We start from the raw sequence: 22,003 nt of genomic DNA on the forward strand, positions 1-22,003 counted from the left end.
TCGTTTTGTAGCAACTGCCGAGGCCTGCGCTCGATTTGTAGCAGCTGCCGATGCTTACGTTCGGCTTGTAGCAGCTGCCGAGGTACGAGGCTGCGTTCGGCTGCGAAGCAGTCGTAAAACCAGGGCACACGGTTTTACTGAAACACCGCATCGCCTGTTTTCACGACTGCTTCGCAGCCGAACGCAGCCTCGCAGGCTCGGCAGCTGCTACAAAACCGAACGAGCTGCTACGACAGTGGGGGTATCGGGTGCAAATCAGTCCGCCTCGGCGGGGCGCCGTACCTTGCTCAAGGGCTGGCGCATCACCGGGGCGGTGAAGAGCTGGCTGCGGTCTTCGCTGGGCGGGCAGCCGAAGCGGGCGCGGTAGGTGCGGGAGAAATGCTCCAGCGAACCGAAGCCTGAGCACGCCGCTACCTGGGCCACGCTCAGTCGTGTTTGTTGCAGCAAACTGTGGGCCTTGGCCAGGCGCAACGTGATGTAGTACTTGAGCGGCGACAGGCCGGTTTGATGCTTGAACTGCCGCTCCAGCTGCCGCCGCGACAGCCCGACCTGACTGGCTATCGCCTCGCAATCCAGCGGTTCCTCCAAGGCTTTTTCCATCAACTGCACGGCCCGGCGAATCTTGCTGCCGTACATCCCGGTGTTGGTCAGGCCGCCGTCGAGTTGATTGTCGGCCGGCGCGCGCACATGCCCCATCAACAAATGCATGGCAATTTCCCGGGACAGGTCACTGTCGACGCTTTGGCCGATCCAGCCAAGCAGCATGTCCAGAGTCGTGGTGGCGCCGGCGCACGTCATGCGCTGGCGTTCCAGGGTGTAGAGCTGCGGCTTGGCGTGGACCCGCGGATAACTTTCCTGAAACCCTTGCAGATTGTCCCAGTGCACCGCCGCCTCATAGCCGTCCAGCACTCCCGCAGCGGCGAGCAATTCGGTGCCGGTTTCCACGCCCATCAGCACCGCGCCGAACAATGCCTGTTTGCGCAGCCAACTCTTGAGCGCCAGGTTGCGACTGTGTTTGTGCACATCGAAACTGGCGATCACCAGGCACACATCAAAACCCTGATCGGCGCGCAGACCGTCGTTGGCCACGCTGATCAGGCCATTGCTGGCCTGCACCGGCTCGCCGTCCAGGGACAACAGCGACCATTCGAATATCTGACGCTGGGTCAGCCAATTGGCAATCGCCAACGGCTCCAGCACCGCCGCCAGGCCGAAGTTGGAAAACGACGGCAGCAACAACACCGCGACCCGCAACGGCGCAACATCGCCGCGCCGCCAGGTGAAGCGGCTTTCAGTGCTATTGGACGACTGATCATTCATGAGCGATCTCTATCGTTGTCGAGTCTGCCACTGCGGATGAATCCAGACCGGTACATCAACCGTCGCCAGCGCTGGCCGGCCACGGATCAGGTCGCTGGCCTTTTCCGCGATCATCACCGTCGGCGCGTTGGTGTTGCCGCTGACGATCACCGGCATGATCGAGGCATCTACCACTCGCAATCCTTCGAGGCCGTGTACGCGCAATTGCGGATCGACCACCGCTTGCGGATCGCCCACCGGGCCCATCTTGCACGTGCCGCTGGCATGGTAGCCGGTTTCCGTGACCTGCCTGGCCCAGGCGTCCAGCGCTTCGTCGCTCTGGGCGTGGGGGCCGGGCACCAACTCTTCTCCTTTAAACGCGGCCATGGCCGGTTGCTCGATGATCTCGCGCACCAGCCGAGCACCGGCGCGCATGTCGGCTCGATCCTGCTCGGTTTTCAGATAATTGAACAGGATGCGCGGCGGTTGTCGAGGGTCGGCGCTGTTGAGGGTGACGCTGCCCAGGCTGGTGGGGCGCATCAGGTCGATGTGGATCTGGAACGCGTGGCCCGGCACCAGATCGACACTGCCCGGTTGCACCGCCAGCGGCATGAAGGTCAGTTGCAGGTCAGGATGTTCGACCCCGGCGCGCGAGCGGATAAACGCGCCGGCCTCAAAATGATTGCTCGCCGCGAGTCCATCGTGGGTGGCGAACCAGCGAGCACCGATCCACCACTTGCCCGGCGCGGTGGTCCACGGATACAACGACACCGGTTTTTTGCACAGGTATTGCACGACCGTGTCCGGGTGATCGTTGAGCCGTTTGCCGACGCCGGGCAGGTCGTGGACCACGCGAATGCCGAGTTCGCGCAATTCCGCCGCCGGGCCAATACCCGACAGCAACAGCAGCTGCGGCGAATTGATCGCTCCGGCGGTGAGCAACACCTCGCGGCGGGCGAGCGCTTGATGGATCTCGCCGTTCTGCTCGTACTCGATGCCGATGGCGCGTTGGCCATCGAACAGAATGCGCAACGCCAAGGCATCGGTGGATACCTGAACATTGCCCCGCGCCAGCGCTTCGCTCAAATACCCCCGCGAAGTGCTCCAGCGCCGCCCATTGCGAGTGGTGCGATCCACCGGCCCGAATGCTTCCTGACGATAACCATTCAGGTCGTCGCTCAAGCCATATCCCGCCTCGGCACCCGCCGCCAGAAACGCCGCGCACAACGGCGTTTGCGTATTGCCAGGGGTGACGTGCAAATGCCCGCTCGCGCCACGGTAATCGTCGGCGCCGTCGGCATGGGTTTGCGCGCGTTTGAAGTACGGCAGCACCTCCTGATAGCTCCAGCCGTCGCAACCTTGCTCGGCCCAACCGTCGTAATCCCGCGCATGGCCACGGATGTAGACCATGCCGTTGATTGACGACGAACCGCCCAGGGTCCTGCCGCGCGGTGTGCCGATCCGGCGACCGTCCAGATACGGTTCCGGCTCGGAGTTGTAGCTCCAGTTGTAGCGCGTGCCGCCGACCACGATGCCGACGGCGGAGGGCATGTCGATGGTCCAGCTCTTGTCCGCCGGCCCGGCTTCCAGCACCAGAATCCGCATGTTGGGATCTTCGCTCAAGCGATTGGCCAACACGCAACCCGCCGAGCCTGCGCCCACAATCAGGTAATCAAACTCATGATTGGCCATGGTTTGTTGTGCTCCATTAACGAAAATTCTCGACACTAAACCCTGTGGGAGCGGGCTTGCTCGCGAATGCATTTGATCATTCGACATTGATGCTGACTGACACACCGCTTTCGCGAGCAAGCCCGCTCCCACATGGACTGTGTTTGGTTCAGACTGCTGATTGCCCATGAATCCCGCTAAACACCAGCTTGTGAAAGTGATGCACCAAATGCTCACTTTCATTACTGCGCTGGGCATCGATCATGTAGCGACCCTGGTCGTAACCCAGCGAATGCAGGCCTTTCTGCACCGAGATGTTCAGCGCGATATCTTCCGGCCCCAGGTCCTCATTCATCCACTTCATGCACGACGCACTGACTGCCGCCGTTTCGCCATTGTTGGAGTAGTAACCGAAGCGCAGCAGCGAGCGCTCGGCGTCCAGCGGGATCATGATGAAAGAGCCCAGGAACTCCGAAAACGGGAAGGTGTAGAACGTGTTGTTCGGCCACATGCCGATATTGAAGAAGCATTCATCCGGGTTCACTTCGGGCTTCAACGGCACACCATAAGCTTCGGTCACTGAGAGGTTGGCCGGGGCGATGTAGGTCCACCAGTTGTCGCGTTTGGTCAACTGGTAGCCCTTGAAGTCGATCAACTTGGCCAGGTCGATATGGCACGGCCCGGACAACTTGAAGTGATAACCCTCGATGGAGTTGTCCATGATCACCTTCCAGTTGGCCGGCACGATCACGTCCTGTTCCTCGATCAGGCGCATGTTCGCCAGATTCGGAAATACCCGACGCATCTCCTCATCGGCACCGGGAAACAGATCACGCAACGACGGTGCCGCCGGGTCGAGATTGAAGTAGATAAACCCGCCCAACTCTTCGGTGCGCACCTGCGGAATATTGAACTGCTGCAACTCGAAGTTCTTCATCTTCTCGCAACGCGGCGCACCGCGCAGGGTGCCGTCCATTTCGTAGCACCACGAGTGATAAGCACAACGCACCACGCCGCCCGTTGTGCCGCGCCGTTCTTCCAGCAACCGATTGCCGCGATGCTGGCAAACGTTGTGGAACCCGTGAATCTGGCCCTGCCGATTTCTCGCCACCACCACACTCTGATCAAACATATCCGTCACCACATACTGACCCGGCTCGGCGAACTCACTGACATGCCCGGCCACGTGCCAGGCGTGCATGAAAATATTGTCGCGCTCAGCCTTGAACAACGTCTCGTCGAAAAAGTAGCGCGAGGGCAGGGTGAAGGCTTCTTCCGGGTCCTGATGATCCCAACCCTCGACGGGACTTTGCTGTTTGCGGGTCTGGAAATTTTGCATGGGGTGATCTCCACAGGGACTGGCCGCACGGCACGGCTGCTTGTTCTGGGAGTTAATCTAGGGCGCGGGGCAGGGTGGGGATTGATGGATTGCGACGAGTTGAGTGGGGGAATGATCAAGGGTGGGGGAACGGTGCGCCGCGATGAGGAACAGAGTGTCGCCTCTTCAATAAAGTCGACTAAAACCCATAATGGCACATTGAGTAACTCGCGGACCGTGGCGCAAAATCGACAGAATCGGGTGTTGCAGTGGCACTTGCGAGATTCACCCTTGATTCAGATTTAATCTATCCAACAAGGTCATATGGAAATGAAAATAGCGTTCATAGCTTTACCAGGATTTTTATTATTAGCTCAAACATCACTGTCCTTTGCTGACACCCTCAATGGGAAAAATCTCTATTTGCAGAGATGTTCCGTGTGCCACGGAGCCGACATCAAAGGAACCGGGCCGTTGGCTAATAAAAGCAATCCACCAACACCTGATCTTACAACCCCTGCTTTCAAGAAACGGCTAACTGATTATCCGGGCGTAATTGTGTCATCGGTAATACTCCGCCCAAATGGAAACCTGATTCCAAAAACATTGCGAGAGAATGGGGTAAAGATACCGCCGCACGCTTGGAGCGTTGATGACCTGCGCGATCTACATCAATACATGAGTGGTGTGATTTCGAAAAAATGATGATCTCAGATGAGGGGCGGGCGCTGAAATCCTCTTTGAAAACCTACGTTCATCAGGCTACTGAGGAATGATTTGCCGGGCTTAATAGGAAGCATTACTATTCACGCCTCCTCCCCACAGCACACCGCAATGACCCCCAAGCTGCCCCGCACCCACGGCTTTTTCGAGCATTACGAAGAGTTGATCGGCACCTGGACCCGTCGCCTGAGAAATCGTCAGCAGGCCGAGGACTTGGCCCATGACACCTTCGTGCGGGTGCTTGAGTCGGATTCGGCGGCGGTGGAGCAGCCTCGGGCGTATTTGCACCAGACCGCGCGCAACATTGCGGTGGATGGCTATCGGCGTGAGGATCGGCGGGGCGCCATGGAGTCCGAGGCGATTGATCACAGTGTGTCGTCGTCCGGCGACCCGGAGCATTTCATGCATGCGATCCAGTTGGCCGACTCCATTGAACGGGCGCTCACCGAGTTGCCGATCAACTGCCGCAAGGTGTTTGTCTGGCAGAAGATCGAAGGCCTGACCCAGGCAGAAATCGCCGAGCGGTTGGGGCTGTCCAAGAACATGGTGGAAAAGTATATGATCCGCACCCTGCGGCACTTGCGTGATCGTCTCGACGGAATGCAGCCATGATCGGCCGCGCCTTTTCATCCCCGGCCAAACAGGAATTTCCATGATGGATACTCGTGATTGCGCGTGCGGGCAAACAGCGGTTCGCGACGAGGCGGCACGGTGGTTTGTGCGTTTGCAGGAACCGGCCGTGGACGTCGAAGAACATCGGCGTTTCGAAGTCTGGCTGCACGAACATCCGCAGCACCGCGATGAATTTCAATTGCTTCAGGGCTTGTGGACGGCGGCGGATCTGCTGCCCGCCAAGCGTCTGCAAGCCTTGTGCGAAGCCCCGGTGGAGCGCCGCAAGCGACGTCCGCTGGTGCGTTATGCCGTGGCTGCCAGTGTGTTGGCGGTGGCGCTGGGCCTTGGCTTGTTCAGCGGTTTGAATCACCCGTCGACCTACACCGCGGAATTTTCCACGGCCCTGGGCGAGCGCCAACACGTGGCGTTGCCGGACGGTTCGGTGATTGACCTCAACAGTCGCAGCCGTGTGCAGGTGCGCTTTGAAAAGAATCGTCGCGGCATCGAGCTGACGGAAGGCGAGGCGATGTTCAGCGTCGAGCACGACACCAGCCGGCCATTCGTGGTCGAGACCGGCAACGGTCAGGTCACGGTCACTGGCACTCGCTTCGATGTGCGTCGGGACCCGGCCCAAACCAGGGTCGCGGTGGAGCAGGGCACGGTCAAGGTTCAGGGCTACGGCACCGATTTCATCAACCTCACCGCTGGCCTCGGTACGCAGATCGATGCCCAAGGCAAAGTGGCCGCCGCCTACGCAGTCAACCCGCAGGAACTGACCGCGTGGCGCAGCGGCAAACTGGTGTTCAACAACGCCAGCCTCGCCGAAGTCGCCGCCGAAGTGTCGCGCTATCGCGAGAAGCCGCTCACGGTCGGCAATGACAAAGTGGGCAATCTGCGCCTGACCAGCGTGTTCAAATCCGACAACACCGACGCGCTGCTCAAGGCCTTGCCGAGCATCTTGCCGGTGGCCGTGCGCACGCTTCCTGATGGCAGCCAGGAAATAATTGCGCGATAGATTCAGGTTTTTTTCGAGTTCTTCGTCTTCTTGTCCAACTGCAACTGGTTTGCATTAACAGCCGCGTATTCTTGCGATCCACAGGACAACGTTCGACGTGAAAAAAACCACCGCTAAAAACAACAAATCACCTTGGCTGCCGCTCGCGCTGGCATTGGCTGTCAGCGCAGCGCTGCCTCAGGCGTTCGCCGCCGATGCCATTCACATCCAGGCGCAGCCGCTGGGCCAGGCTTTGAGCCAGCTCGGTCAGCAAACCTCGTTGCAGGTTTTTTTCAGTCCGGAACTGGTCGCCGGCAAACAGGCCCCGGCGGTGGACGGCAACCTGTCTCCGGAGCAGGCATTGCGCCAATTGCTGCAAGGCAGTGGCCTGGAATATCAGATCGATGAAGGCTCGGTGACCCTGACACCGGCACCGACCGCTGCGTCCAACGGCCCGCTGGAACTGGGCGTGACCGACATCAAGGTAGTCGGCGACTGGCTCGGTGACGCCGATGCCGCCGTGGTGCAGAACCACCCTGGCGCGCGCACGGTGATCCGCCGCGAAGCGATGATCGAGCAGGGCGCGATGAACGTCGGCGACGTGTTGCGTCGTGTCCCCGGCGTGCAAGTGCAGGATGCCAACGGCACCGGCGGCAGCGACATTGCCCTGAACGTTGGCGTACGTGGCCTGACCTCGCGCCTGTCGCCGCGCTCCACGGTGTTGATCGACGGTGTACCGGCCGCATTCGCCCCATATGGCCAGCCGCAACTGTCGATGGCGCCGATTTCCTCTGGCAACCTCGACAGCATCGACGTGGTACGCGGCGCCGGCTCCGTGCGTTATGGGCCGCAGAACGTCGGCGGGGTGATCAACTTCGTCACCCGCGCCATCCCGGAAAAAGCCACCGGTGAAATCGGCACCACCCTGGAAACCTCCCAGCACGGTGGCTGGAAACACATCGACACCGCGTTTGTTGGCGGCACAGCGGATAACGGCATGGGCGTCGCGCTGTTGTACACCGGGGTGAACGGCAACGGTTACCGCGAAAGCAACAACGGCAACGACATCGACGACGTGATCCTCAAGACTCACTGGGCGCCCACCGACGTTGACGATTTCAGCCTGAATTTCCACTATTACGACGCCAACGCCGACATGCCCGGCGGCCTGACCCAGAAGCAGTACGACGCCAGTCCGTTTCAGTCCGTGCGCGACTACGACAACTTCACTGGCCGCCGTAAAGACGTGTCTTTCAAGTGGGCGCGGCAGATTGACGATCGCACCCAGGCCGAAGTGCTGACCTACTACACCGACAGTTTCCGTGGCAGCAACATCGCCGCCCGCGACCAGAAAACCCTCAGCTCTTATCCGCGTTCCTATTACACCCTGGGCGTCGAGCCGCGGGTGTCCCACGTGTTCGATGTCGGCCCGACTACCCAGGAAGTCAGCGTCGGTTATCGCTACCTAAAGGAAGCGATGCACGAGCAGTCGAGCCGCGTGGCATTGGTGAACAACCAACCGGTGATCACTCCGACGTCAGACGGTCATGTGTTCCAGGATCGCACCGGTGGCACCGAGGCGAACTCGGTGTACCTCGATAACAAAATCGATGTCGGAAACTGGACCATTACACCGGGGATTCGCTTCGAACACATCAGCACTGACTGGCACGACCGCGCCGTTCTCGACACCGCTGGCAAACGCGTTCCAGAGAAAAACCGCAGCATCGAAAGCAACGAGCCGTTGCCGGCCTTGAGCGTGATGTATCACTTGTCCGACGCCTGGAAGCTGTTTGCCAACTACGAAACCTCGTTCGGCAGCCTGCAATATTTTCAGCTTGGTCAGGGCGGTTCGGGTGACAGCACCGCCAACGGTTTGAGCCCGGAAAAGGCCAAGACCTATGAAGTCGGCACGCGCTACAACGATGACGTGTGGGGCGGGGAAGTGACGCTGTTCTACATCGACTTCGATGACGAACTGCAATACATCAGCAACGACGTGGGCTGGACCAACCTCGGCGCGACCAAGCACCAGGGCCTGGAAGCGTCGGTGCATTACGACATGTCGGCGCTCGATCCACGGCTCGACGGCCTGACCGCCAACGCCGGTTTCACCTACACCCGCGCCACGTATGAGGGTGAGATCCCGGGCTTCAAGGGCCGTGACCTGCCGTTCTATTCCCGTCAGGTGGCGACTGTTGGCCTGCGTTATGACGTCAATCGCTGGACCTACAACATCGACGGTTTCGCCCAGTCCAAGCAGCACTCGCCGGGCACCGGGGTGAACGCTGATGGCAGCTTCACCGGCAACTACATCACCGAAGGCAGCGCTGATGGGCAATACGGCAACATGCCGGGCTACGTGACCTGGAACGTGCGCGGGGGATATGACTTCGGTTCACAACTGTCGAACCTGAAACTCGGCGCCGGGGTGAAAAACGTGTTCGACCACCAATACTTCACCCGCTCCAGCGACAACAACTCCGGCATCTACGTCGGCGCACCGCGCACATTCTTTGTGCAGGCCAGCGTCGGGTTCTGATAGACCGGGGTGACATCATTCGCGAGCAGGCTCGCTCCCACAGGGGACCTGCGTCGTACACAAATCCAGTGTTCACTGCAGATCCCTGTGGGAGCGGGCTTGCTCGCGAAGAGGGCTTCACAGTCGATAAAGCTGTTGCCTGACCCACCGCTTTCGCGAGCAAGCCCGCTCCCACATTTGGGCTTCAGTCGTACACAAATCCTGTGTTCAGCGGAGATCCCCTGTGGGAGCATCGTACACACATGCAGTGTTAGACGAAGATCCCCTGTGGGAGCGAGCCTGCTCGCGAAGCTGTTCAGACTTTCAACACTTTCCCGCCAATGGCCACGGCCACCAGCAACACCGCCATCAACCCGAATGCAAAACTCAAGCTGCTGGCATGGGCGACGAATCCGATCAGTGCAGGCCCGGCGAGGATCCCTGCGTAACCGAGGGTGGTGATGGCCGGCACGGCGATGCTTTCTGGCATGACGGTCTGTTTGCCCACGGCGGTGTACAACACCGGCACGATGTTCGAGCAACCTGCGCCGACCAGCGCATAACCCACCAGCGCCAGTTCCCAGCTAGGTGCGAAGGTCGCCAGCGTCAGGCCGACTGCGCCCGTCAGCCCACCAAACACCATCACTTTCGTCGCGCCCAGGCGCCGCACAATGGCATCGCCGGTCAAACGCCCGGCGGTCATGGTCAGTGCAAACGCCGCATAACCCATCCCCGCATAGGCTGTGTCGATCCCACGCTCGGACACCAGGAACACCGCGCTCCAGTCGAGCGCCGCGCCTTCGGTGAGGAAGACGATGAAGCACATCATGCCGATAAACAGCACGATGCCATGGGGCACGGCAAACGCTGGCCCGGACTTTTCACTGCCGTAAGGCAACAGATGCGGCACCGCTTTCAGCAAAGCAGCGACCAGCACTACCACGACCACCAGCATCGCGCCGAGCGGCGAAACCCCCAGGCCGAGCAGGGCGCTGACACCCGCCGCGCCGACGATCCCGCCCAGGCTGAACAAGCCATGGAAGCCCGACATCATGGTCTTGCCGCTGGCCCGTTCGACGATCACCGCTTGCAGGTTCACCGTCGAATCCACCGTGCCCAGCCCCGCGCCAAACATGAACAGCGTCGCGATCAACGCTGGAATTGACGAGACCGTCGCCAACAACGGCAGCGCCGCGCAGATCAACAACACCCCGGCGCTCACCACGCGACGACAACCAAAACGCGTCGCCAAGAGACCCGCAATCGGCATCGCCAGAATCGAGCCGACCCCCAGGCACAACAGCAGCAAACCGAGGGTCCCTTCATCCAGCCCGGCTCGCGCCTTGGCGTACGGCACCAGCGGCGCCCAAGCAGCGATACCAAGGCCGGCGATAAAAAAGGCGATGCGGGTAGACATCTGTTCCAGGCGGCCGGGAACAAAAGTGGCGGAGGTGTTGAGGTTGGTCATATCGATCCTTGGCAAAAAACGTCGCGTACCCAAGGGACAGTGACTTACCGGTCAGGTTCGATCAGCGTCCGCAGCGGTTCGCGGTGAGGCAGGCTGACATCCTTGCACAGCACGCCCCCTAATCGCGAGCGTGGGTGTCAGCGGCGTTCGCACAATTCGCGCAGACGTTCGTCGCGCACTTGCAGAATCTCGAACAGACCCAGCGCCCGCAGCGCCGGCAACGCCTCGATAATGTCCTGCTCGGCCGACCGTTGTTGTTCGGCGCTGCTGTGTGGGTCGGCCAACACCCGCGCATTGATCAGAAAAGCCCCGACCGTGCCTTTGCGCACGGTGATGCCATTGAATTGGCCTTGGTCGAGGTGGTCGGGAAGCAAGTCTTCGGCACGCATATCGGTGACTCCTGTTGAATGAGTGCTCAGCCTAGAGCGTCGATCATGGCTAAACTGCCTCATTCGGGCCATTCGATAACGTGAAACTGACAATGACTAAACCGCTGATATCCACAGAGCTGGCGCAATCCTCCACAGCGGCGCCGGTGATCGCTGTCACACTGAACAGCCCCGTCGAGCGCCAAAGCGCCTTGCACCAGCATGCTCGCGGTCAATTGCTGGGGGCGCGGCGCGGGTTGTTGTCGGTGCAGGCGGCGGATCATCATTGGGTGGTGCCGGCCACCCACGCGGTGTGGATTCCGCCGGACTGCCTGCACGGCTTGCGCTCCCATGGCCCGTTCCATGGCTGGAGCGTCTACGTGGCGGCGTCTGCCTGTATCGGTTTGCCTGCGCAACCTTGCATCATCGCCACCTCGGGCCTGCTCCGGGAAGCCGTGGACCGCGCCGCGACCTGGGGCAACGGCGCACGAGACCCACGACAGCAACGCGTCGCCCAACTGATTCTCGATGAAATCGCCGCACTGCCCAGCGAGCCTTTTGGCTTGCCGCTGCCCCGCGATCAGCGGTTGCGCCGGATCACTCAAGCGCTGGCCGATGACCTAGCCGACAACCGCTCGCTGGAGCAATGGGCGCAGTGGGGCGGCGTGTCGGCCCGCACTCTGGCTCGACACTTCGTCAGCGAAACCGGCCTCACCTTCAGTCAATGGCGCCAGCGCGCGCGATTGTTGCGGGCGCTGGAGTTGTTGGCGGCAGGGGTGGCGGTGACGACCATTGCGCTGGAGCTGGGGTACGAAAATGTCAGCGCGTTTATCGCGATGTTCCGGCGCACGTTTGGGGTGACGCCGGGGCGGTATTTCATCGCCGGGAATTGACGCCTACAGTACAGGCACTTTTCACACTGATTTCAGGACCGATCCATGACACCGTTCTACGATGCCCGAGGCAATATCTACGCGGTCGTGTCGCCGGATGCTGTGCGTCACCGTGGCATCGAGGTGCCCGAACAGGCCTGCCGCGCCGCGCAAACCCGTGAGCAATGGGCGGTATCTGCCATCGAGGCATTCTGCAGCTGGTCTCCCGGCACTCGACCACCCGGCAGCAAGGAGCATCGCTGCGACGGGCTGCTGATCGGCCCGTTTCAAGCTACGCCACCCTTTGACCTGTTGATCGTCAATACCGATGGCACCCTGGCCGAGCGCAGTGGCAATGGCTTGACGATTTTCTCTCAGGCGCTCGGTGAGCAAGGGTTGCTGCCAAGCGAGGTACCTTGTGTGCTGCGGGTTCATCACGACAAAAGTGACGCGGTTTCACCCGTGAAAACTTCCGTGATACCGGCCGAGGTTGATGGCGTGCAAGGTTTTTGGCTGGACCTTGGAAAGCCTTCGTTCGGAGCGCAAGCGGTGGGTGCGCAGGGCGTTGAAAGCGTGATGTTGAAGGGGCGCGACGTCAGCCATGTGCAACCGTTGTCGGCGCTCGACCCGGCGTGGTGCCGCAGCCAGTTTGTGCGGGTCGGCAATCCCCATTGCGTAACGTTGGTCAGCGACGCCGAGGCCTTGCCGGGCAACGAGCAGATGCGTGAACCGGGTTTGTCTGAAGGGCTGACGCGTATCGCCTACGCCATGCCGACCGGGGCAGGGCGGCCGTGTGCGGCGGGGGTGAATCTGCAATGGGCGATGCTTGAGTCTGAAGGGCGGATTGTCGCGCGGGTGTTTGAGCGTGGGGAAGGGCCGACGGCATCGTCAGGCACCAGCGCCAGTGCAGTGGCTTGTGCGGCTTGGCGGGTGGGTTGGGTGAAGGCGGGTGAAGTGAAAGTGGTGATGCCGGGCGGGACGGCGCCGATTCTTTTGGAAGAAGAGCAAGGGGGGTTGAGTCGGGTGAGGTTGTTTGGTACGGCGCGGTTGATGGAGTGAATTCAAGGACGCTTTCGCGGGCAAGCCTCGCTCCTACAGGGGCGGTGTGTTGATCTGTAGGAGCGAGGCTTGCCCGCGAAGAGGCCGGCTCAGTCAGCGAAAACTCAAACCGGTTGCGCCCATTCCACCACCGGCATCTGCCGTTTCATCAACACTTCCCCGCCGCGAATCGAATACAACGGCAGACCCTGGCTGCGAATCACCTCGTAGTCACTGTCCGCCGACAGAATCAGCAAATTCGCCGGCCGTCCGCGCTCCAGTCCATAACGGTCCCCCAACGCCATGGCCTTGGCGCTGTTGTCCGTCACCAGATCCAGCGCGCTTTGCAGGTTGCGATAGCCGAGCATATGGCAAATGTGCAGGCCCGCTTCGAGCACCCGCAGGATGTTGCCGTTGCCCAGCGGATACCACGGATCGACGATCGAATCCTGGCCGAAACACACGTTCATCCCCGCTTCGAGCAACTCGTTGACCCGGGTTACGCCACGGCGTTTCGGGAAGTTATCGAAGCGTCCTTGCAGGTGAATGCTTTCGGTCGGGCAGGAGACAAAACTGATCCCGGAATGGCTGAGCAAGCGGAACAATTTGGCGCAGTAGGCGTTGTCGTAAGAGCCCATCGCCGTGGTGTGGCTGGCCGTAACCCGCGAACCCATGTCGCGGCTGCGGGCTTCTTCGGCCAGTACTTCGAGGAAGCGTGAATGCGGGTCGTCGGTTTCATCGCAGTGCACGTCCACCAGGCAACCGGTGCGCTCGGCCAGGTCCATCAGGAACTTCACCGAACTCACTCCCTGATCCCGGGTGTACTCGAAATGTGGAATGCCGCCGACCACATCGGCGCCCATGCGAATGGCTTCTTCCATCAGTTCGCGACCGTTGCGGTACGACTCGATGCCTTCCTGGGGAAACGCGACGATTTGCAGGTCGATCAGGTGACGGCTTTCTTCGCGCACTTCGAGCATGGCCTTGAGCGCGGTCAGGGTCGGGTCGGTGACATCGACGTGGGTGCGCACATGCTGGATGCCGTGGGCGGCCAGGGCCTGGATGGTTTTCTTCGCGCGGGCCTTGGTGTCTTCGAGGGTGATGGTCGCCTTGCGCTCGCCCCAGCATTCGATGCCTTCGAACAGCGTGCCGCTCATGTTCCAGCGCGGTTCGCCAGCCGTCAGCGTCGCGTCGAGGTGAATGTGCGGCTCGACGAAGGGCGGCACCACCAGGTTGCCGCCGGCGTCGAGGTCGTCGGGGCCCAGGGTCGGGGCTTCGGTCTGGCGGGCGATGTTGCCGATCAGGCCGTTTTCCAGGTGCAACTCATGCAGGCCTTCTTGGTTGCGCAGGCGGGCGTTGATGATGTGCATCAGGCGAATCCTTTTATAGATCTTGTAGTGGTGCATCGGCAGTGCGGATACCCAGCACGCCGGTCAATATCACATACGTTAGCGCGGCAGCGGCGATGCCTACCAGCGGCGCGACCCACGGCGAGCTGAATGCGGCGACTGTGCCGACCGCATAAGCACTCAGGCCGGGCCAGTTGAACGCCGGCAGCCGCGCATCGGCCAGTCGAGGATATTGACCGCGATAACGGAAGAAAAAGTCCGCCATGATCACACCGCCAATCGGCGGAATCACCGTGCCGAGCAAAATCAGGTAAGGCACCAGCATGTCGTACATGCCCAGCAGCGCGAGCAAGGTGCCGATCACCGCGCCGGCCAGGGTCACGGTTTTGCGCCGCCCGGTGCGCAGCAGGTTGCATCCGGCGACGGCGAAGTTGTAGATGGTGTTGTCCTGGGTGCTCCAGATATTGAGCAGCAACATCGCCATCGCGGCCATGGCGAAGCCTTGCAACAGCAGGACTTCGACCACGTCCGGCTGTTGATAGACGATGGCCCCGTAGGCGCCGATCAGCACCATCAGGCCATTGCCGATGAAGAAGCCGATCAGGCTCGCCAGCACCGCGACCCGAGCCGAGCGGGAGAAGCGCGTCCAGTTGGTCGCTTGGGTGGCGCCGCTGACGAAGGTGCCGAACACCAGGGTAATCGCCGTCGACCAATCCAGCGTGCCGGTCGGCACCACGGCGAGCAATCCGTCGAGCCCTCCGACCTTGAGCGTGGCGACCCACATCGACAGCATCAGCAGCAACATCATTGCCGGCACCGCGATGTACGACAGGATCTCCAGTCCGCGATAACCGACATACGCCGTCGCGCAAAACACCAGGCCGAACAACACCATCAGCCCGAGCACCGTGCCTTGTTCCAGTTCGAAATACTTGCCCAGCACCACGGCAGCCGTGGCCGTGCCCCAGGCGTACCAGCCGATCTGGGTGAACCCGAGGATCAAGTCACTGAGCTTGCTGCCCACTTCACCGAAACAGAAACGGCCCATCAACACTGAGTTGAGGCCGCTCTTGAAGGCGATGTAGCCGAGCCCTGCGGCGTAGATCCCCAGCAGCAGATTGCCGACGACAATCACCGCCATCATCTCGCCAAAACTGAACGCGACCCCGAGCTTGCCGCCGGCAAACATGGTCGCGGTGAAGAAGGTGAAACCGAGCAGCACCATCGCGGTGGAGGCGAGGCCTTTGCGGGCGTGCATCGGGACTTCGCTGAGGGGGTAATCGTTTCCCGGATCGTTCTGCGTCATGGGGCGTTCCTTGCTGAATGAGAGACGCGGGGAGGGTTGCAGTGGTCGTGCCAAGCGTGGGTGATGGGGTTATTTATAGACGAGGCGGGGGATCAGGGCGCGAAAGCGGTGCAAATGGCGGAACACAAGACCCATGTGGGAGCGGGCTTGCTCGCGAAAGCGGTGTGTCTGAGGGAATGCATTCCCCCTGTGGGAGCGAGCCTGCTCGCGAAAGCGGTGTGTCAGGCACATCAATGTTGGATGTGCCGACGCTTTCGCGAGCAGGCTCGCTCCCACAGGGAAATCGTCATGCGGCCGAGGGCAAAAACCGCAGCAACGCCGCGACGATCGCTTCCGGCGCATCTTCCTGCACCAGGTGTCCGGCATTGGGGATCGCATGGAAACGCGAGCCCGGAATCATCCCGTGCAGCGCCTGCCCGCGCTCGATGGGAATCCACTGATCATCCTCGCCCCACAGGATCTGCACCGGGCAACGGATTGTCGGGTACAGCGCTTCGGCCTCGCGGGTATAACGCTCGTCCATTTGCGCGATCTGCCGATAGAACGCCGCTTGCCCCGGTTCCCCCAGCCATGGCTGCACGTAGGGCGCCAGTTCATGCTCGGGAATGTCGCGCTTGATCGCCCCGCGAATATAGGTCGGCACAATGGCGCGCTGGATGTAGTCGGGTATTCCGCTGAACGCCGCTTCATGCTGGCGCACATGCTGCACGAACGGCGAGCCCCAGGGCGTCAGCGCCACCGGGTCGATCAGGGTCAGGCTGCGGTAGTTTTTGCCATTCAACAGATGCGCGCGCAGGGCGGTAGCGCCACCGAAATCGTGGGCCACCACGTCGGGTTGCTCCAGGCCCCAGTGGTCGAGCAACTGGGCCAGCAGGTCGTTCTGCACGCCGAGGGATACATCGCCGTCGATTTTCTCTGATTGCCCGTAGCCCAGCAGATCAAAGTAATGCACCCGATGCGTGGCGATGAAATGCGGCGCGATGCGGTGCCACACGTAAGAAGAAAACGGCGTGCCATGCACAAACACCAACGGCGGGCCGTCGCCGCGCACGGCGTAGCGAACGGAGTGGCCGTTGAAGCGATAGGTTTGAGGCAGAGGCCAGTCAGTCATGGGGGTGTCCTCTTGGCGGGGGGGAGCCAAAAAGCATAGGCATAAAAAACAGGCTGTTGAAGGCTGTTTTTTGTTTCACTGACGAAACACCTATCCCCTTGTGGGAGCGAGCTTGCTCGCGATAGCGTCTGTACATTCAACATCAAGGTGACTGACAGACCGCTTTCGCGAGCAGGCTCGCTCCCACAGGGGATTTAGGCCGGACACTGATTCCGTGTCGAACGAAATGTCCATTGTGGGAGCGAGCCTGCTCGCGAAGGCTTTGGCACATCCGGCATCAATGTGACGGTCAGACCGCTTTCGCGAGCAGGCTCGCTCCCACAGGTGTTGAGTTTGCTTCAGCCCAACACTTTACTCATGTGCACCCGGCGCAAGCCGTTTTCTTCGACCCGATGGGTTTCGACATACCCGCGGCGGGTGTACAGCGCGATGTTTTCGCTCATGGCTTCGTTGGTGTAGAGCCGGATCGTCGGGTAACCCGCGTCCCGCGCATGGCGTTCGGCGAACTCCAGCAACTGCCGGCCATGGCCTTGTCCCTTGAACGCCGGGCTGACCGCGATGTTGTCCAGCAGCAAGTACTCTTCGGTGTCGATCAGCACCACAAAACCGCTGAGTGCCTGTTGGTCGGCGAGCACATGCACGCGCCTGGCCAGCACCTGGCTGGCGTAGTCATCCAGCATCGGCGCGGGTTTACGGCCGATGCGCTCGATGTAAGGCGAGTAAGCCGCCTCGACGATGGCCTCGATCTGCGCGATATCCTCAAGCGTAGCCGGGCGAATGAGCAGTGACATGAGACGGGTTCCTTCGGGCCAAGGATGGGGCCCGACTGTACTCGGCGTGGAGGCGAAACGACAGGCATAAAAAAACCACCGTCGCCGGTGGTTCTTTTGAATCAGCTGTTTTATTCGCCGCGATAAATGCAGCCGCTGGTGCAGGTTTCGTGGATACGAATCGCGCTGAGTTCCGGCAGCAGTGGCTTCAACTCGGTCCAGATCCACTTGGCCAGCACTTCACTGGTCGGGTTTTCCAGGCCAGGAATGTCGTTCAAATAGTTGTGGTCCAGGCGCTCATACAACGGCTTGAAGATCGCCTTGATTTCCGAGAAGTCGCGGATCCAGCCGGTATGCGGATCAAGGTCGCCGCTCAAGTGGATCGCCACTTTGAACGAGTGACCGTGCAGGCGACCGCACTTGTGGCCGTCCGGTACGTGGGGCAGGCGGTGGGCGGATTCGAACGTAAACTCTTTGAAGATTTCCACAGTGATTTTCAGCTCTGTCAGGTGGCGATCGCCGCGGCGATGTGGGCAGGCGGCGAGTTTACCAGAGCGCCGGGCAAAACACTGACTAAAGGGTCAGCAAGCGCTCGCCGAGGCGACCACTGGCGGCCAGTTCGAGGAACTCGTCGCCCATCCGGCGGCTTTCCTCCATCGCCGCGCGCCAGTATTTCTGCCGGCTCGGCGCATCGCCCATGAAGCGCTTGAAGTCGTTGCGGTCCGGCAGTTTGCCGTAGGGTAGGCGCGCCAGGTATTCCTTGGACGGCGCCAGCAGCAGGACATCCTGCAAGCGCGCCGGACAGGCGCGGCGCCACGGCAGGGTCTTGTCGAACCAGCCGGGAATGATCCGGTCGGTGAAGTGCGGATACAGCACGATGTCGTTGCCGCTGTAAGGCAAGTCCAAGTGATAGTCCAGCAAACCGCCGTCGCGAAACGTCCCGGCGCCGGCACCAGGCAAGTCCCGCACGCCTTCCATGAACATCGGGATCGAGCCCGAGGCCAGCAAGGCCTGACGCAAGTTGCCGGCGTTTAGCGCGACGAAGCGCGACGGGAAATCGTTCAGCGCATTGACCGGTGGCGCCAGGCGCGGGTCGTGGATGATCAACCGCTCGAAATGCCGCGACAGCCGCGCGCGACCTCGCAGGTTGTCGGCGATCACTGACGACAGGCCCAATCCCAGGCGACCGCGATGGTCATGCGCGAGCAGCCCGTGACTCTTGACCACCATGATGTTGAGTCGGTAATGCGCATTGTCGAGGATCGTGGCGTCGCGCCCGTCCAGCAGCTCATCGAGCATGCGCCGGGAGCTCTGGCTGATCTGCGCCATGGTCACGCCCTTGTCGAAATTCTGCTCGGTGTACAGATGACCGAGTCGCCGAATGCCTTCGGCGGCGTCCGGCAAACAAGCGCTGGCAAACCGCCAGGAACCCACCGACGCACCGATCAACGAACGCTCTCGCGGCGCCGTCGGCAGCCATTCGCCGAACAGCGCCAGGTCCAGACCTTGAATCCCCAACGCCTTCGGCCCACCGGCCGCGCCTGGCAGCGTGCCGACGTCAGCGGCGCTCAGCCCATTTTCACGAATGCGCGCAAAGGCCCGAGGGCCGGCCTTGAGGGTCAGGGACGGGAACTTGATGTGGATAGCGGTCATACCGGTCTCGATGTCTGGCAAGCGGGGGATTATAGACATGTGTTCCATGAACTGTAGGAGCCAGGCTTGCCGGCGAAGGCGATTTCACGGACGCCTTCGCCGGCAAGCCTGGCTCCTACAGGGTTTTATGCCAGTCGCTGTTGTCATGACCAATGATGGCAATTCAGTTTCAGTTAAGTTCGCCCCGCTATGGTGCGCCCCGTACGCAACACATAAAAATACGGAGACACCCATGAAAACCCTGACTGCCCTGTTCACTGCGTCCCTCATCGCCATGACCGCCAGCCTCGCCCACGCCCGAGACCTGGGCCCCGACGAAGCCCTGAGGTTGCGCGACGCTGGTACCATTGTGTCTTTCGAGAAGCTCAACGCCATCGCCCTGGCCAAACACCCGGGCGCCAAGGTCACCGAAACCGAGCTCGAAGAAGAGTACGGCAAGTACATCTACCAGGTGGAACTGCGTGACCCCCAGGGCATTGAGTGGGACCTGGAATTGGACGCTGTCAGCGGGCAGGTTCTCAAGGATCATCAGGATACGTAATGAAGGTGTTTTCCGTTTCACGCATGACGCTGGGGCTTCTGGCATTTTGCTCGGTGGTCATGGCCCGCGACCTGGATCAGGACGAAGCCCTGCGCTTGCGTCAGCAGGGCGTGATCCTGCCGCTCGAACAACTGCTGCAACAGGCGCTGGATCGCTATCCCGGGTCCAAGTTGCTGGAAGCCGAGCTCGAAGAAAAACACGACGTCTACATTTATGAAGTCGAGTTGCTGACCACCGAAGGCGTGGTCCGCGAGCTGGACATCGAGGCCGCCACTGGCCGTTTATTGAAAGACAAGGAAGATTGACCGATGCGATTGCTGCTGGTGGAAGACCACGTGCCCCTGGCCGACGAATTGATGGCCGGCCTCAACCGTCAGGGCTACGCCGTGGACTGGCTGGCCGACGGGCGCGACGCGGTGTACCAGGGCAGCAGCGAGCCTTATGACCTGATCATCCTCGACCTCGGCCTGCCGGGTTTGCCGGGGCTTGAAGTGCTGACCCAATGGCGTGCCGGCGGGTTGTCGACACCGGTGCTGATCCTCACCGCACGGGATTCCTGGGCGGAGCGGATCGAAGGCCTCAAGGCTGGCGCCGACGATTACCTGAGCAAACCCTTTCACCCCGAAGAGCTTCACCTGCGGGTCCAGGCGTTGCTGCGCCGCTCCCACGGCCAGGCCAACCAGCCGACGCTCAAGGCCGCCGGGCTGCACCTCGATGAAGGTCGCCAGTGCGTGACCCGCGACGGCGCCGACATCCAGCTCACCGCCGCCGAATTCCGCCTGCTGCGTTATTTCATGCTGCACCCCGAACAGATCCTCTCCAAAAGCCACCTCGCCGAACACCTCTACGACGGTGAAACCGAGCGCGATTCGAATGTGCTGGAAGTCCACGTCAATCACCTGCGGCGCAAGCTCGGGCGCAGCGTGATCGAAACCCGTCGCGGCCAGGGTTACCTGTTCGGCGGGCAAGCCCAGTGAGATCGATCCAGCGCCGCTTGAGTCTGGGCCTGATCAGCGTGATGGTGATCGTCGGCCTGGTGCTGGCGCAAACCAGTTTGTGGCTGTTCGAAATGGGCTTGCAGCGCTACCTCGAAGCCGGGCTGCGCAACGACAGTGAAAACCTGCTGGCCGCATTGGTACGCGGGCCCCAAGGCTTGCAACTGGATGAGCGACACCTGGCGCCGGCCTATCAACGGCCGTTTTCCGGGCATTACTTCCGCATCGATTTTGCCGACAGCCACTGGCGCTCCCGTTCGTTGTGGGATCAGGAATTGCCACGGCTGGATCACGCCGGGTTGCACAGCAATCTGCAACTGGGCCCGGAAGGCCAGCAACTGCTGATCCTGCGCTCGGATTATCGGCGTCTGGGCCAGTCGATCTCCATCAGCGTGGCGCAGGATTACACGCCGGTGCGCGAGAGCTTTTTGCGCATGCAACAGGTCGGGCTCGGGCTCGGGTTGGCGGGTTTGCTGCTGATTCTGCTGCTGCAACGGATCACCGTGCGCCGCGCCTTGCGTCCACTGGAAAAGGCCCGCGAGCAAATCGCCCAATTGCAACAGGGCCAGCGCTCGCAACTGGATGATCAGGTGCCGGTGGAGCTGGAGCCGCTGGTGGCGCAGATCAACCATTTGCTGGCCCACACCGAAGACAGCCTCAAGCGTTCGCGCAATGCCCTGGGCAACCTCGGGCATGCTTTGAAAACCCCGCTGGCGGTGTTACTCAGCCTGGCTTCCAGCGAAAAACTCGATGCTCACCCGGAGTTGCGCAAGGTCATCCAGCAACAGTTGGAACAGGTGCAGCAACGGTTGAATCGCGAACTCAATCGCGCCCGGTTGTCCGGCGATGCCTTGCCCGGCGTGTTGTTCGATTGCGATGCGGAGCTGCCGGGGTTACTGGCGACGTTGAACATGATTCATGGCGAACACCTTGAGCTGAGCTACCGCGCACCGGCCGGTTTGCTGCTGCCTTGGGACCGCGAAGACTTGTTGGAACTGCTCGGCAACTTGCTGGATAACGCCTGCAAATGGTCGGACGCCGAGGTTCGCTTGAGCGTGGTCGAAATGGCCGACAAATTTGAACTGAGCGTGGAAGACGACGGCCCGGGCATTCCCGAAGACCAGCGCGCCCAGGTGTTCAGTCGCGGCACACGGCTGGATGAACAAACTGACGGGCATGGCCTGGGATTGGGCATCGTGCGCGACATCGTCGACACCTGGGGCGGCACGTTGCTGTTGCAGGAAAGCGAGTGGGGCGGGTTGAAAGTCGTGATCGAACTGCCCAAGCGTTGACACTGAAGTCCAAACAATGAGCAACTTGTGGCGAGGGAGCTTGCTTGTGGCGAGGGGGCTTGCCCCCGTTGGACTGCGCAGCAGGCCCGCTTTTTTTTGGGG

At 61.2% G+C, this 22,003-nt stretch carries 21 protein-coding genes; 10 read left to right on the top strand and 11 right to left on the bottom strand.

The features are described from left to right. Nucleotides 1-255 precede the first annotated feature (255 nt). From ACIOYV_RS15795 to ACIOYV_RS15805, 3 genes are all read right to left on the bottom strand, one after another. Nucleotides 256-1,320, bottom strand: a complete 1,065-nt coding sequence (locus ACIOYV_RS15795) for a GlxA family transcriptional regulator (RefSeq protein WP_401324914.1) — start codon at nt 1,318-1,320, stop codon at nt 256-258. A 9-nt stretch (nt 1,321-1,329) separates the two neighbouring features. After that, complete coding sequence (locus ACIOYV_RS15800; protein WP_401324917.1) at nt 1,330-2,991, bottom strand: choline dehydrogenase; 1,662 nt, start codon at nt 2,989-2,991, stop codon at nt 1,330-1,332. A gap of 148 nt (nt 2,992-3,139) precedes the next feature. Continuing rightward, nucleotides 3,140-4,309, bottom strand: a complete 1,170-nt coding sequence (locus tag ACIOYV_RS15805) for an aromatic ring-hydroxylating dioxygenase subunit alpha (protein WP_401324920.1) — start codon at nt 4,307-4,309, stop codon at nt 3,140-3,142. A gap of 309 nt (nt 4,310-4,618) precedes the next feature. On the opposite strand from ACIOYV_RS15805, the gene ACIOYV_RS15810 reads away from it, so the two are divergent. The 4 genes from ACIOYV_RS15810 to ACIOYV_RS15825 all read left to right on the top strand — a co-directional run bounded on the left by ACIOYV_RS15810 (nt 4,619) and on the right by ACIOYV_RS15825 (nt 9,159). After that, complete coding sequence (locus ACIOYV_RS15810; RefSeq protein WP_401324923.1) at nt 4,619-4,993, top strand: c-type cytochrome; 375 nt, start codon at nt 4,619-4,621, stop codon at nt 4,991-4,993. 129 nt (nt 4,994-5,122) lie between these two features. Continuing rightward, entirely contained in the window at nt 5,123-5,623 is a 501-nt protein-coding gene (locus ACIOYV_RS15815) for a sigma-70 family RNA polymerase sigma factor (RefSeq protein ID WP_054051543.1), read from the top strand. Nucleotides 5,624-5,663: 40 nt separating this feature from the next. Then, nucleotides 5,664-6,638 carry a FecR family protein gene (locus tag ACIOYV_RS15820; protein ID WP_265039810.1) on the top strand — a complete coding sequence of 325 codons (975 nt, stop codon included), beginning with the start codon at nt 5,664-5,666 and terminating at the stop codon, nt 6,636-6,638. A 97-nt stretch (nt 6,639-6,735) separates the two neighbouring features. Next, complete coding sequence (locus tag ACIOYV_RS15825; protein WP_401324927.1) at nt 6,736-9,159, top strand: TonB-dependent siderophore receptor; 2,424 nt, start codon at nt 6,736-6,738, stop codon at nt 9,157-9,159. Between the two features lie 295 nt (nt 9,160-9,454). On the opposite strand, the gene ACIOYV_RS15830 is transcribed toward ACIOYV_RS15825, so the two are convergent. Together ACIOYV_RS15830 and ACIOYV_RS15835 are read right to left on the bottom strand one after the other, a co-directional pair. Then, nucleotides 9,455-10,606 carry an MFS transporter gene (locus ACIOYV_RS15830; RefSeq protein WP_265039807.1) on the bottom strand — a complete coding sequence of 384 codons (1,152 nt, stop codon included), beginning with the start codon at nt 10,604-10,606 and terminating at the stop codon, nt 9,455-9,457. Between the two features lie 137 nt (nt 10,607-10,743). Continuing rightward, a complete protein-coding gene (locus ACIOYV_RS15835; RefSeq protein ID WP_054051555.1) occupies nt 10,744-10,995 on the bottom strand; it encodes a hypothetical protein in 252 nt (83 codons plus the stop codon). Nucleotides 10,996-11,087: 92 nt separating this feature from the next. Here ACIOYV_RS15835 and ACIOYV_RS15840 point away from each other — a divergent pair, with 92 nt between their 5' ends. Both ACIOYV_RS15840 and ACIOYV_RS15845 read left to right on the top strand, forming a co-directional pair. Then, nucleotides 11,088-11,867: an AraC family transcriptional regulator gene (locus ACIOYV_RS15840; protein ID WP_401324931.1), complete on the top strand. Its 780-nt coding sequence runs from the start codon at nt 11,088-11,090 to the stop codon at nt 11,865-11,867. 45 nt (nt 11,868-11,912) lie between these two features. Further along, a complete protein-coding gene (locus tag ACIOYV_RS15845; RefSeq protein WP_401324933.1) occupies nt 11,913-12,905 on the top strand; it encodes a diaminopimelate epimerase in 993 nt (330 codons plus the stop codon). A gap of 104 nt (nt 12,906-13,009) precedes the next feature. Here ACIOYV_RS15845 and codA read toward each other — a convergent pair whose 3' ends face one another. The 6 genes from codA to ACIOYV_RS15875 form a co-directional block, all read right to left on the bottom strand. After that, nucleotides 13,010-14,254, bottom strand: coding sequence for a cytosine deaminase (gene codA, locus ACIOYV_RS15850; RefSeq protein WP_401324936.1), 1,245 nt, complete (start codon nt 14,252-14,254; stop codon nt 13,010-13,012). A 13-nt stretch (nt 14,255-14,267) separates the two neighbouring features. After that, nucleotides 14,268-15,539: a cytosine permease gene (gene codB / locus ACIOYV_RS15855; RefSeq protein WP_054617320.1), complete on the bottom strand. Its 1,272-nt coding sequence runs from the start codon at nt 15,537-15,539 to the stop codon at nt 14,268-14,270. Between the two features lie 286 nt (nt 15,540-15,825). Beyond that, a complete protein-coding gene (locus tag ACIOYV_RS15860; RefSeq protein ID WP_401324939.1) occupies nt 15,826-16,650 on the bottom strand; it encodes an alpha/beta fold hydrolase in 825 nt (274 codons plus the stop codon). Between the two features lie 338 nt (nt 16,651-16,988). Then, the gene (locus ACIOYV_RS15865) at nt 16,989-17,441 is read right to left on the bottom strand and encodes a GNAT family N-acetyltransferase (protein WP_401324942.1); all 453 of its coding nucleotides are present in this window, start codon (nt 17,439-17,441) and stop codon (nt 16,989-16,991) included. Between the two features lie 110 nt (nt 17,442-17,551). After that, nucleotides 17,552-17,908, bottom strand: a complete 357-nt coding sequence (queD, locus tag ACIOYV_RS15870; protein WP_017736453.1) for a 6-carboxytetrahydropterin synthase QueD — start codon at nt 17,906-17,908, stop codon at nt 17,552-17,554. A gap of 85 nt (nt 17,909-17,993) precedes the next feature. Beyond that, on the bottom strand, nt 17,994-19,073 hold the full coding sequence (locus ACIOYV_RS15875) for a patatin-like phospholipase family protein (protein WP_401325217.1): 1,080 nt from the start codon (nt 19,071-19,073) through the stop codon (nt 17,994-17,996). Between the two features lie 232 nt (nt 19,074-19,305). Here ACIOYV_RS15875 and ACIOYV_RS15880 point away from each other — a divergent pair, with 232 nt between their 5' ends. Genes ACIOYV_RS15880 through ACIOYV_RS15895 form a run of 4 tightly spaced genes read left to right on the top strand, consistent with a single transcriptional unit; the run spans nt 19,306 to nt 21,901 of the window. Then, nucleotides 19,306-19,614 carry a PepSY domain-containing protein gene (locus ACIOYV_RS15880; protein WP_265039775.1) on the top strand — a complete coding sequence of 103 codons (309 nt, stop codon included), beginning with the start codon at nt 19,306-19,308 and terminating at the stop codon, nt 19,612-19,614. Then, nucleotides 19,614-19,919, top strand: a complete 306-nt coding sequence (locus tag ACIOYV_RS15885; RefSeq protein WP_054617315.1) for a PepSY domain-containing protein — start codon at nt 19,614-19,616, stop codon at nt 19,917-19,919. The genes ACIOYV_RS15880 and ACIOYV_RS15885 overlap by 1 nt, the downstream gene beginning before the upstream one ends. Before the next feature lie 3 nt (nt 19,920-19,922). Further along, the gene (locus tag ACIOYV_RS15890; RefSeq protein WP_054051582.1) at nt 19,923-20,591 is read left to right on the top strand and encodes a response regulator transcription factor; all 669 of its coding nucleotides are present in this window, start codon (nt 19,923-19,925) and stop codon (nt 20,589-20,591) included. Next, the gene (locus ACIOYV_RS15895) at nt 20,588-21,901 is read left to right on the top strand and encodes a sensor histidine kinase (protein WP_163913513.1); all 1,314 of its coding nucleotides are present in this window, start codon (nt 20,588-20,590) and stop codon (nt 21,899-21,901) included. Before ACIOYV_RS15890 ends, ACIOYV_RS15895 begins: the two co-directional genes overlap by 4 nt. Nucleotides 21,902-22,003: the final 102 nt, after the last annotated feature.

It is taken from the genome of Pseudomonas sp. NPDC087342 (assembly GCF_044744265.1).
GTDB classification, from domain to species: Bacteria; Pseudomonadota; Gammaproteobacteria; order Pseudomonadales; family Pseudomonadaceae; genus Aquipseudomonas; species Aquipseudomonas nunensis.

What these genes read in the sequence shown, in the direction of transcription:
- ACIOYV_RS15835 (WP_054051555.1), bottom strand. Translation starts at nt 10,995, where the DNA reads ATGCGTGCCGAAGACTTGCTTCCCGACCACCTCGACCAAGGCCAATTC.
- ACIOYV_RS15875 (WP_401325217.1), bottom strand. Translation starts at nt 19,073, where the DNA reads ATGACCGCTATCCACATCAAGTTCCCGTCCCTGACCCTCAAGGCCGGC.
- ACIOYV_RS15860 (WP_401324939.1), bottom strand. Translation starts at nt 16,650, where the DNA reads ATGACTGACTGGCCTCTGCCTCAAACCTATCGCTTCAACGGCCACTCC.
- ACIOYV_RS15820 (WP_265039810.1), top strand. Translation starts at nt 5,664, where the DNA reads ATGATGGATACTCGTGATTGCGCGTGCGGGCAAACAGCGGTTCGCGAC.
- ACIOYV_RS15840 (WP_401324931.1), top strand. Translation starts at nt 11,088, where the DNA reads ATGACTAAACCGCTGATATCCACAGAGCTGGCGCAATCCTCCACAGCG.
- ACIOYV_RS15810 (WP_401324923.1), top strand. Translation starts at nt 4,619, where the DNA reads ATGAAAATAGCGTTCATAGCTTTACCAGGATTTTTATTATTAGCTCAA.
- ACIOYV_RS15795 (WP_401324914.1), bottom strand. Translation starts at nt 1,320, where the DNA reads ATGAATGATCAGTCGTCCAATAGCACTGAAAGCCGCTTCACCTGGCGG.
- ACIOYV_RS15845 (WP_401324933.1), top strand. Translation starts at nt 11,913, where the DNA reads ATGACACCGTTCTACGATGCCCGAGGCAATATCTACGCGGTCGTGTCG.
- ACIOYV_RS15885 (WP_054617315.1), top strand. Translation starts at nt 19,614, where the DNA reads ATGAAGGTGTTTTCCGTTTCACGCATGACGCTGGGGCTTCTGGCATTT.
- ACIOYV_RS15800 (WP_401324917.1), bottom strand. Translation starts at nt 2,991, where the DNA reads ATGGCCAATCATGAGTTTGATTACCTGATTGTGGGCGCAGGCTCGGCG.
- ACIOYV_RS15890 (WP_054051582.1), top strand. Translation starts at nt 19,923, where the DNA reads ATGCGATTGCTGCTGGTGGAAGACCACGTGCCCCTGGCCGACGAATTG.
- ACIOYV_RS15830 (WP_265039807.1), bottom strand. Translation starts at nt 10,606, where the DNA reads ATGACCAACCTCAACACCTCCGCCACTTTTGTTCCCGGCCGCCTGGAA.
- ACIOYV_RS15865 (WP_401324942.1), bottom strand. Translation starts at nt 17,441, where the DNA reads ATGTCACTGCTCATTCGCCCGGCTACGCTTGAGGATATCGCGCAGATC.
- codB (WP_054617320.1), bottom strand. Translation starts at nt 15,539, where the DNA reads ATGACGCAGAACGATCCGGGAAACGATTACCCCCTCAGCGAAGTCCCG.
- ACIOYV_RS15880 (WP_265039775.1), top strand. Translation starts at nt 19,306, where the DNA reads ATGAAAACCCTGACTGCCCTGTTCACTGCGTCCCTCATCGCCATGACC.
- ACIOYV_RS15805 (WP_401324920.1), bottom strand. Translation starts at nt 4,309, where the DNA reads ATGCAAAATTTCCAGACCCGCAAACAGCAAAGTCCCGTCGAGGGTTGG.
- ACIOYV_RS15815 (WP_054051543.1), top strand. Translation starts at nt 5,123, where the DNA reads ATGACCCCCAAGCTGCCCCGCACCCACGGCTTTTTCGAGCATTACGAA.
- codA (WP_401324936.1), bottom strand. Translation starts at nt 14,254, where the DNA reads ATGCACATCATCAACGCCCGCCTGCGCAACCAAGAAGGCCTGCATGAG.